This window comes from Acerihabitans sp. TG2 (genome assembly GCF_035013185.1).
In the GTDB taxonomy this organism is placed as follows: domain Bacteria; phylum Pseudomonadota; class Gammaproteobacteria; order Enterobacterales; family Enterobacteriaceae; genus Acerihabitans.
Map to the genome: position 1 here is coordinate 84,874 of NZ_JAYGJO010000023.1, position 8,417 is coordinate 93,290.

General features: G+C 52.3%; 5 protein-coding genes and 1 pseudogene. 5 read left to right on the forward strand and 1 reads right to left on the reverse strand.

Annotation, left to right across the window (positions count from 1 at the left end; translation table 11 throughout):
• The first annotated feature begins 53 nt into the window (after positions 1 to 53).
• Positions 54 to 1,517 carry an IMP dehydrogenase gene (gene guaB, locus SJI19_RS18355; RefSeq protein ID WP_323479711.1) on the forward strand — a complete coding sequence of 488 codons (1,464 nt, stop codon included), beginning with the start codon at positions 54 to 56 and terminating at the stop codon, positions 1,515 to 1,517.
• A 125-nt stretch (positions 1,518 to 1,642) separates the two neighbouring features.
• Positions 1,643 to 3,220: a glutamine-hydrolyzing GMP synthase gene (gene guaA / locus SJI19_RS18360; RefSeq protein ID WP_323479712.1), complete on the forward strand. Its 1,578-nt coding sequence runs from the start codon at positions 1,643 to 1,645 to the stop codon at positions 3,218 to 3,220.
• 144 nt (positions 3,221 to 3,364) lie between these two features.
• On the opposite strand, the gene SJI19_RS18365 is transcribed toward guaA, so the two are convergent.
• The gene (locus SJI19_RS18365; protein ID WP_323479713.1) at positions 3,365 to 4,336 is read right to left on the reverse strand and encodes an McrC family protein; all 972 of its coding nucleotides are present in this window, start codon (positions 4,334 to 4,336) and stop codon (positions 3,365 to 3,367) included.
• A 1,534-nt stretch (positions 4,337 to 5,870) separates the two neighbouring features.
• On the opposite strand from SJI19_RS18365, the pseudogene SJI19_RS18370 reads away from it, so the two are divergent.
• The 3 genes and pseudogenes from SJI19_RS18370 to SJI19_RS18385 all read left to right on the forward strand — a co-directional run bounded on the left by SJI19_RS18370 (position 5,871) and on the right by SJI19_RS18385 (position 7,969).
• Positions 5,871 to 6,621, forward strand: a pseudogene (locus tag SJI19_RS18370) (type IV toxin-antitoxin system AbiEi family antitoxin domain-containing protein).
• 227 nt (positions 6,622 to 6,848) lie between these two features.
• Positions 6,849 to 7,112: a hypothetical protein gene (locus SJI19_RS18380; RefSeq protein ID WP_162368064.1), complete on the forward strand. Its 264-nt coding sequence runs from the start codon at positions 6,849 to 6,851 to the stop codon at positions 7,110 to 7,112.
• On the forward strand, positions 7,109 to 7,969 hold the full coding sequence (locus SJI19_RS18385) for a Fic family protein (protein WP_323479714.1): 861 nt from the start codon (positions 7,109 to 7,111) through the stop codon (positions 7,967 to 7,969). The genes SJI19_RS18380 and SJI19_RS18385 overlap by 4 nt, the downstream gene beginning before the upstream one ends.
• Positions 7,970 to 8,417 lie beyond the last annotated feature (448 nt).

Below are 8,417 nucleotides of genomic sequence, written 5' to 3' on the forward strand. Positions count from 1 at the left end.
TCTGTATAATGCCACGGCAATATTTTATACATTAATTCGGTGAGATATTGCATATGCTACGTATCGCTAAAGAAGCACTGACGTTCGACGATCTCCTCCTGTTACCCGCGCATTCTACCGTTTTGCCTAACACGGCCGAACTTGGCACGCAACTGACTAAAACCATACGCTTGAATATCCCTTTGCTGTCCGCTGCCATGGATACGGTGACCGAAGCGCCTTTGGCGATCGCCCTGGCCCAGGAAGGTGGCATTGGTTTTATCCACAAAAACATGTCTATTGAGCGCCAGGCGGAAGAAGTGCGTCGGGTGAAAACACATGAAAGCGGGGTGGTCACCGACCCTAAAACCGTCACCCCCGGCACCACGCTGTCCCAAGTGAAAGAAATGACTGCCCGTTACGGATTTGCCGGTTTTCCCGTGGTAACCGACGACAACGAACTGGTCGGTATTATCACCGGCCGCGACGTGCGGTTTGTCACTGATTTGTCTCAGCCGGTCACTGCGGTCATGACGCCGAAAGAGCGTCTGGTGACCGTCAAGGAAGGTGAGGCCCGCGAGGTGGTGCTGCAAAAGATGCATGAAAAACGCGTGGAAAAAGCCTTGGTGGTCGACGCGCATTTCCATCTGCTCGGCATGATCACGGTGAAGGATTTCCAAAAAGCCGAACGTAAGCCAAACGCCTGCAAAGACGAACGTGGTCGTCTGCGTGTTGGCGCCGCAGTGGGTGCCGGTGCCGGCAATGAAGATCGCATCGACGCGCTGGTTGTCGCCGGCGTTGATGTGCTGTTGATCGACTCCTCCCATGGTCACTCCGAAGGGGTACTGCAGCGTATTCGTGAAACCCGCAACAAATACCCTGATTTGCAAATTATCGGCGGTAACGTCGCCACCGGTGCCGGTGCCGTCGCGCTGGTCGAAGCCGGTGTCAGCGCGGTCAAAGTCGGTATTGGCCCAGGTTCCATTTGTACCACCCGCATCGTTACCGGCGTTGGTGTACCGCAAATTACCGCCATTTCCGACGCGGTTGACGCATTGGAAGGCACCGGAATCCCGGTTATCGCCGACGGCGGCATCCGTTTTTCCGGCGACATTGCCAAAGCCATCGCCGCCGGCGCGTCCTGCGTGATGGTTGGCTCGCTGCTGGCGGGTACCGAAGAGTCCCCGGGTGACATCGAGTTGTTCCAGGGCCGCTCGTTCAAATCCTATCGTGGCATGGGATCCCTTGGCGCGATGTCCAAAGGGTCATCCGACCGTTATTTCCAGACCGACAACGCCGCCGATAAACTGGTGCCTGAAGGTATCGAAGGCCGAGTCGCCTACAAGGGCCGACTAAAAGAGATTGTGCATCAACAAATGGGTGGCCTGCGTTCCTGTATGGGTCTGACCGGCTGTGCTACTATCGACGAACTGCGCACCAAGGCTGAATTCGTTCGCATCAGCGGCGCCGGCATACAGGAGAGCCACGTTCACGACGTTGCTATTACCAAGGAATCGCCTAACTACCGCATGGGCTAAGCCCTAGCTGTACGCGAATCCTGAGTTGCGGAATGGCTGAGGCCGGCCATTCCCCGTTTTAACTATACCCGACTGCGGTCGGGTGGTTTTTTCATATTGATATCCGCTCCTGGAATACGCCCCATATGACAGATAATATTCATAAGCATCGCATTCTAATCCTGGATTTTGGTTCGCAATATACCCAGCTGATTGCTCGGCGGGTCCGCGAACTTGGCGTCTACTGCGAACTGTGGGCCTGGGATGTGACTGAGGCGCAGATTCGCGCTTTTGCCCCCAGCGGCATTATTCTCTCCGGCGGCCCGGAAAGTACCACAGAACAGGATAGCCCGATTGCGCCCGAGTACGTCTATCAGGCCGGTGTACCGGTGCTGGGTGTGTGCTACGGTATGCAAACCATGGCCATGCAACTGGGTGGGCGAGTGGAAGGATCCAACCAGCGCGAATTCGGTTATGCCCAGGTAGAAGTGTTGCAAGACTGTGCTCTGGTGCGCGATATCCAGGACTCGTTAAGCGCCAACGGCAAACCGCTGCTGGATGTGTGGATGAGCCATGGTGACAAGGTGACCAGCATCCCTGCGGATTTTGTGACTGTCGCCAGTACCGAATCCTGCCGTTTCGCCGTTATGGCCAACGAAAACAAACGGTTTTATGGCGTGCAGTTCCATCCGGAAGTGACCCATACCCATCAAGGACAGCAGATCCTGCAACGTTTCGTGCTTGATATTTGCGGGTGTGAAGCGCTATGGACGCCGGATAAAATTATTGAAGACGCGGTAACCCGGTTACGCGACCAGATAGGTGAAGATCACGTGATACTCGGCCTGTCGGGCGGGGTGGATTCGTCGGTCACCGCCATGCTGTTGCATCGCGCTATTGGCAAACGCTTAACCTGCGTGTTTGTCGATAACGGCTTGCTGCGGCTCAACGAGGCCAATCAGGTATTGGACATGTTCGGCGAGAAATATGGCCTGAACATTGTGCATGTTGCCGCCGAGGAGCTGTTCCTCAGCGCGCTGGCCGGGGTGTCCGAACCCGAAGCCAAGCGCAAAATCATCGGCCGGGTGTTTGTGGAAGTTTTCGATCGCGAAGCCAGCAAACAGGCTGCCGTGAAGTGGCTGGCGCAGGGCACCATCTATCCCGATGTTATCGAATCCGCCGCCTCTGCTACCGGTAAGGCCCACGTGATCAAATCCCATCATAATGTCGGCGGGTTGCCGCTGGAGATGAAACTGGGTTTGGTGGAGCCGCTCAAAGAGCTGTTCAAGGATGAGGTGCGTAGAATTGGCCTGGAACTTGGCCTGCCTTACGATATGCTCTACCGTCATCCGTTCCCTGGCCCGGGTCTGGGCGTGCGGGTGCTGGGTGAAGTGAAGAAAGAATACTGCGACCTGCTGCGCCTTGCCGACGCGATTTTCATCGAAGAGCTGCACAAGGCCGATCTGTACAATAAGGTCAGCCAGGCGTTTACCGTCTTCTTACCGGTGCGCTCGGTCGGTGTGATGGGTGATGGACGCAAATACGATTGGGTGGTTTCGCTACGAGCAGTGGAAACCATCGACTTTATGACCGCGCACTGGGCCCACCTGCCTTACGAGTTCCTCGGACGTGTCTCGAACCGTATTATCAATGAAATTGAAGGCATTTCCCGGGTGGTCTATGACATCTCGGGTAAACCGCCGGCGACGATTGAGTGGGAGTGAGTGGTTTTTTACAACTAATTGATTTTATTTAATAAAATTAATGCCATTGATGATGTGTTTCACATTGTCAGTGGCATTTTTCATGGTATGTGAAAAGGATGCGATAGTATGGAACGCATTTGCACGCCTCTATCTATCCGAGGATCAGCACCCTTCCCGAAAATGCAATTCGCTGCCCGATGTGATTTCCTGCGCAGGCCCCGGCTTGGCTGTTGGGAGCAAGTTGATTAACCGCTCGACAACGGCGGCCTCACCAGGTACCAGATCGACACTCGCCACTTGCAATCGTTCCTCGCCTTCCCAAATCCTATAACCGGCCGTCAGCGCGGAGGTACCAAGCCCCGCATGGTGCGGATAGAGAAGCATGACTTCGGGACAGCGATAGAGCCGGGCATAGGCCATCATCTGATAGACATCTGCTTGTGATACGCCGTGCTTGGCATCTTCGGGATTGCGCCCGATGCGCTTCCATTTGGTGTCGATTATCATCACGGTATCGTGGCCCTGCTTGATAAGCAGGTCGGGTCTAGTCTGGAAGCGCTGCCTGCCGTCTTCGCCTTCTTCGACCAGGCAAAACAACTTGCCGCCTTGGGTATGGACCGTCCATTCAGTGCCGCGCACTGCCTGCTTGGCCAGCGCCGCAATATAAGCCTCGAACAGGTCGTTCATAGGAAAAAGCAGCGTGATCCCGCTCTGTGCGCGGCTATCGAGATGTGTGGCCTGCCAATCGCGTTTCAGGAATAAGCGCGCCAATCCGTAGAGCGTTTCCCAGCGGCTGTTGGTTCGGTCGATGCGAACCTGTGACCATGGGAGATTGCTTAGGGGCACATCGCTGACATCGGCTAACAGGAATCGCAGCTCGTTCAGGTGGCGGATAGTTTCGGTTGCACGAGCATAGCGGCGAAGCAGGGCTACGCACGACTTCATGATACGGAGCAGCGCTGTATCGGCTAACAGCGTGTCGTAACGGCAAACGACTCCGGGTTCGGGCCTGATCTGCAAGGGCACAAATTTCCCGGAAGATCCCCGGCATGGGAGTAAGTCGGAATCCCGCTGGCGAGGTTTCATCTCCGCCGGTTTCTGGACGGAGGCCCTCAACGAAGGTTTCGTAGTCATAGCTCTGATGGAAGGTGACAAAACCGATCCGCTTTTCTGCCATCAGCTCGTTGTAACGCGCCATCAAGGCCGCACGTCCCGCCTTTGATTCCGGATAGCCGACTATCCCATCGCATAGAGTAACGGCCTCCCTCGCCGAGTGATAGGTCTTGCCGGTGCCGGGAGGGCCATAGAGAATGAGGTTAGTGGGGGTCGATTTGATTTGGGCCACGCGGTCGTCTCCTTCAGCGAGTATGAAAGTCAATTTCCGGGTCGTGCTTTGTTTCGGCCCCTCCGCAACAGGCGGGGGCACATCGACCAATTCCTGAAATTTTCGCCCTTCCAGTGCCTGACAAATATTAGGCCAAGCCATGTTGAGGCCCATTTCATTATTTAGGGGGCCTACCACCACGGTAACGCTGGTATCTCCCCGTTCACGGGCTGGGCTGATGTAGTGTTCAAGGACATAATCCCGTATCTCGTCGGCTTGGGAATCATCACCTCCAAGGAAACGCCCGTATTGCGCCAGCCAACTGTTCCAGTTGGACAGTCTGTTAAGAGGATTTTCCGAATCAGGCATCAGAAGTCGATATTCGTCGTCGCCGTTTTTGATGTTGCTGCGAATTTGTTTGATTCGCTCACGCAATTGCGCAAACCCATCCGCAGTATGGGCTGAAGCAAGGTCGGCGTGGGGTGAACCCAAAGCAGCTAGATTCTTCTCGATTGTCTTTACCGCATAAATACGAGAATTTCGGCCAGCTTGCGTTTTTGCGCCTCTGGCTTCCAGCCATTCTCTAAATTTAACTTCTTGCATTCCCGTCATCCCCCTATTTAACGTTAAGTAACGGATAGCTATCGACGTGGATGACGAGATTGCCTTCAAGGGCGTCCGGCCCAACTCTACTCTCTGGATGCGGCACGGGAGGGCGGAAGTGAGCAGGGAGAAGGTGGTTGTGAGTGAGCTGTTTACTCTTAAAACTCAGCTCAGCCATGGCGTTTCCCGGATGTGTTGGTGGTGGTAACATTACTAACTGGGCGAGCGTGTTTCTCGATCACCACGGCTTCAACCCGAGCGGTATCAATCAGCCGTCCAAAATTGTCTTTCACGTCCCTGACGGATTGTGCGTGCATGGCAGTCCCAGTCGATTTATCGTTATGTATTAATTTTAGCCATTTAGCCATCTTTGGCAAGCATGCATACCATGTGCCCATCTTGTCGGTAATTGAAAAATTCCTTACTTCGGGTGTGACGGACAGGAGGTTGCGATGGCATCGCTTGCAGTCACGTGAAAGTGCCGGTAACACTGACGCACGATTTATTCGAGGATGCGACGTTGAGCACTGTGTCGCATGAAGGCAAGTGGCTGAGTTGTGAAACCTTTGTGTCCTTTGACAAGAAGGCGGTTTTGCAGCTACCTCGGTAGGATGAGGCCACATGGCAACTGACCTTAAGGAAGCGTTGCATTGGTGTGGTATTGTTCGTGGTATTACTCACCATTTCTTGGTTTACTATTAATGGAATAGTTTCACTAATAGTGAATGTATGTCGTAAAAAATAAACTGGCTTTTACAAAATACTGCACCAGGCTCTTTGGTGGCAAAGTCTTGGCTGACAAAGCATGATATCAGTCCTTCCCTGGCGCATAGGTATGAGCAGAGCAACTGGCTGCATAAACTGCGTTCGGGAATATACTTGCGCACCGGTCGTGAGCCTGATTGGCATGACGCGGTATTATGCCTGCAAAACCAGTTATCGGTGCCGGTCCATCTGGCAGGCCTTACCAGTTTAACCTATCAGGGCCGTCCAGCTAACCCACAAGAGCGTCTGGCTGTATGTCGATGACAAAGCGGCGTTGCTCAAATGGTTTAAAGAATTCCCCGGCGTTGACTGGCTTTTTCTTTCCAACCAAAAGTTGTCCCCGCTTGGCGAGCAATATCTGACCGATATCGAGATTAAAGGGAATACGTTAAAAGCCAGCGTGCCTGAGTTAGCGGCCTACGAACTGGTAAAAGCTGTGCCGGCGGAGATCGCTTTTGAGCATGCGGCCGAACTGTTTCAGGGACTGGTTAACCTGAATCCGCGCAAAGTGGAGAAGTTACTTAACGCCAGCGGTGCGGTGCAAACGAACCGCGTATACCTATTTTTGGCAGATTATTATGCCCATGACTGGGCTAAACGGATCGATAAAACCAGCATCGACCTAGGATCAGGAAAACGGCAGGTGGTATCAGGCGGTAAGTTGGATAAACAATATCAGATCACCGTCCCTGAAAAATTTATCAACGGAGAGTCAACGCATGGATAAGCAATCACCCTATTACCAACAGGTCGCGCTATTGATAAGCGCGCTACCGGCGTGTCGGCGGTCCCGAAAACCAATAATCCGAATGAGATGCGCAGATAAAAATTGAAGTTTCACCCGTTGCGCGCGGTTCTCTGTACCCGCCCGAAGATCGCGACACAGTTGAAACGCTAGGTGGAGACAACACGCCAGCATCTTGCTATACTTTGTAAGTAAATGGGGGGTTTTCGATGACTAAAACAGCCGCTGTAAGTGTTGCAACTCAAGTCCGCAGGCTTGCTAAATCCCACAAAGTCACTACTGAACGTGACGGCATAAGCCGTATGGCCGTAGCTATTACCCGTATGGCTGGTGACGTAGTCGAGTTGGATAACGTCGAGCAATTACTCGTCAATCTAAAAAGAAAAGGCGTGCTGAGCAAGTCTGAAATCCTGACCCTCCAAGGGGGGTACCTTCAGGAGAAAAGAGATTCCAAGAAAAAAATCAGCATATGAGTTTTGATCCCTTTGGCGATTTTGAAACTGCTGGATATCTTCAAAATTCGCTACAGCTTAAAGATCCTGGCGAAGTAAAGGAGTCAGAGCATCTTTCGTTCGAATTGAGTATCGAAGAGGCTCTTGCCTACTTGCCTACTTGCCTACTTGCCTACTTGCCTACTTGCCTACTTGCCTACTTGCCTACTTGCCTACTTGCCTACTTGCCTACTTGCCTACTTGCCTACTTGGCTAGCAGGCGGCCCATCGACTACCAGACCGTACTTAAAGTTCATGAGATCCTTTTTGCCGACTTCTATCACTGGGCAGGGAAAGATCGTAACGAGCTTGTGCCGCACCTCGCAGTATTCAAAGGGTCGCACGAAGATCCTCATAGCACCGTCTTTGAGCGCCCGGATTTGATCAAAATGTCTATCGACTATGCGCTTCAGTTGGCAGCAAACAAGAAGCGCTTTAGAGATCGGCCTGGCGAGGTGATGGGTCAGTTGGCTTTCGCACACCCCTTCCTGGACGGCAATGGTCGCACTATTCTGCTTGTCTTCATGGAACTCTCCTATCGTGCCAAATTCGCTATCGACTGGTCAAGGACAACCAAGGACGACTACCTGCGGGCACTCAGCGACGAGATCCGAGATCCTTCCAAGAGACATCTCGATAATTACCTGAAACCGTTCGTGGTAAACATTTCTAGTCGTGACGAGTGGCCAGAGTTGATAAGTGGTATTAGAGGCTTGGATGGCTTAGACAAAGAAAATATCGTGTACGAGAGTTTAGACAATCCTGCGGTCCAACAGATCTACAAGACATATAGAACACATTCACTGGATGCCCCGAATCCTACTGAATCTGACGGTTGAAAATTCGATGGATCACTAACGGACAGGAGTGTCCATGGTTCTCAATACCGTTTTGGCGACTAATTAACAAGTATCAGTTTGGCGATTTTTATAAACCGTCATTCTTGGCTTAAAAAAATACAGTCAAGTTGGTATAACAAGACCTGATTGACAATGATCCCGAAAACGTCAACGCCCCGCAAATTGCTCCATCTCCCGCGCCAGCCAAAGAGCTGTGCATTTGACGGTAAAAGCGACGGTAAAGGCTCCAGGTCAATCACCACCAAACCCTTTAACCACGCGGGTCAAAGAAGTCTGTTGATAATCGAGTGGGAATGAGTTTCTAACAATAAATGTCTGGCACTAACAGGCATTAAATTAAGCTTAAGTCCGCGTAATTGCGGACTTTTTTGTTTTCAGGTTTGTTTACTTTGCGCATAAACCATCAATCGTAAGTGACGGTCTGCAT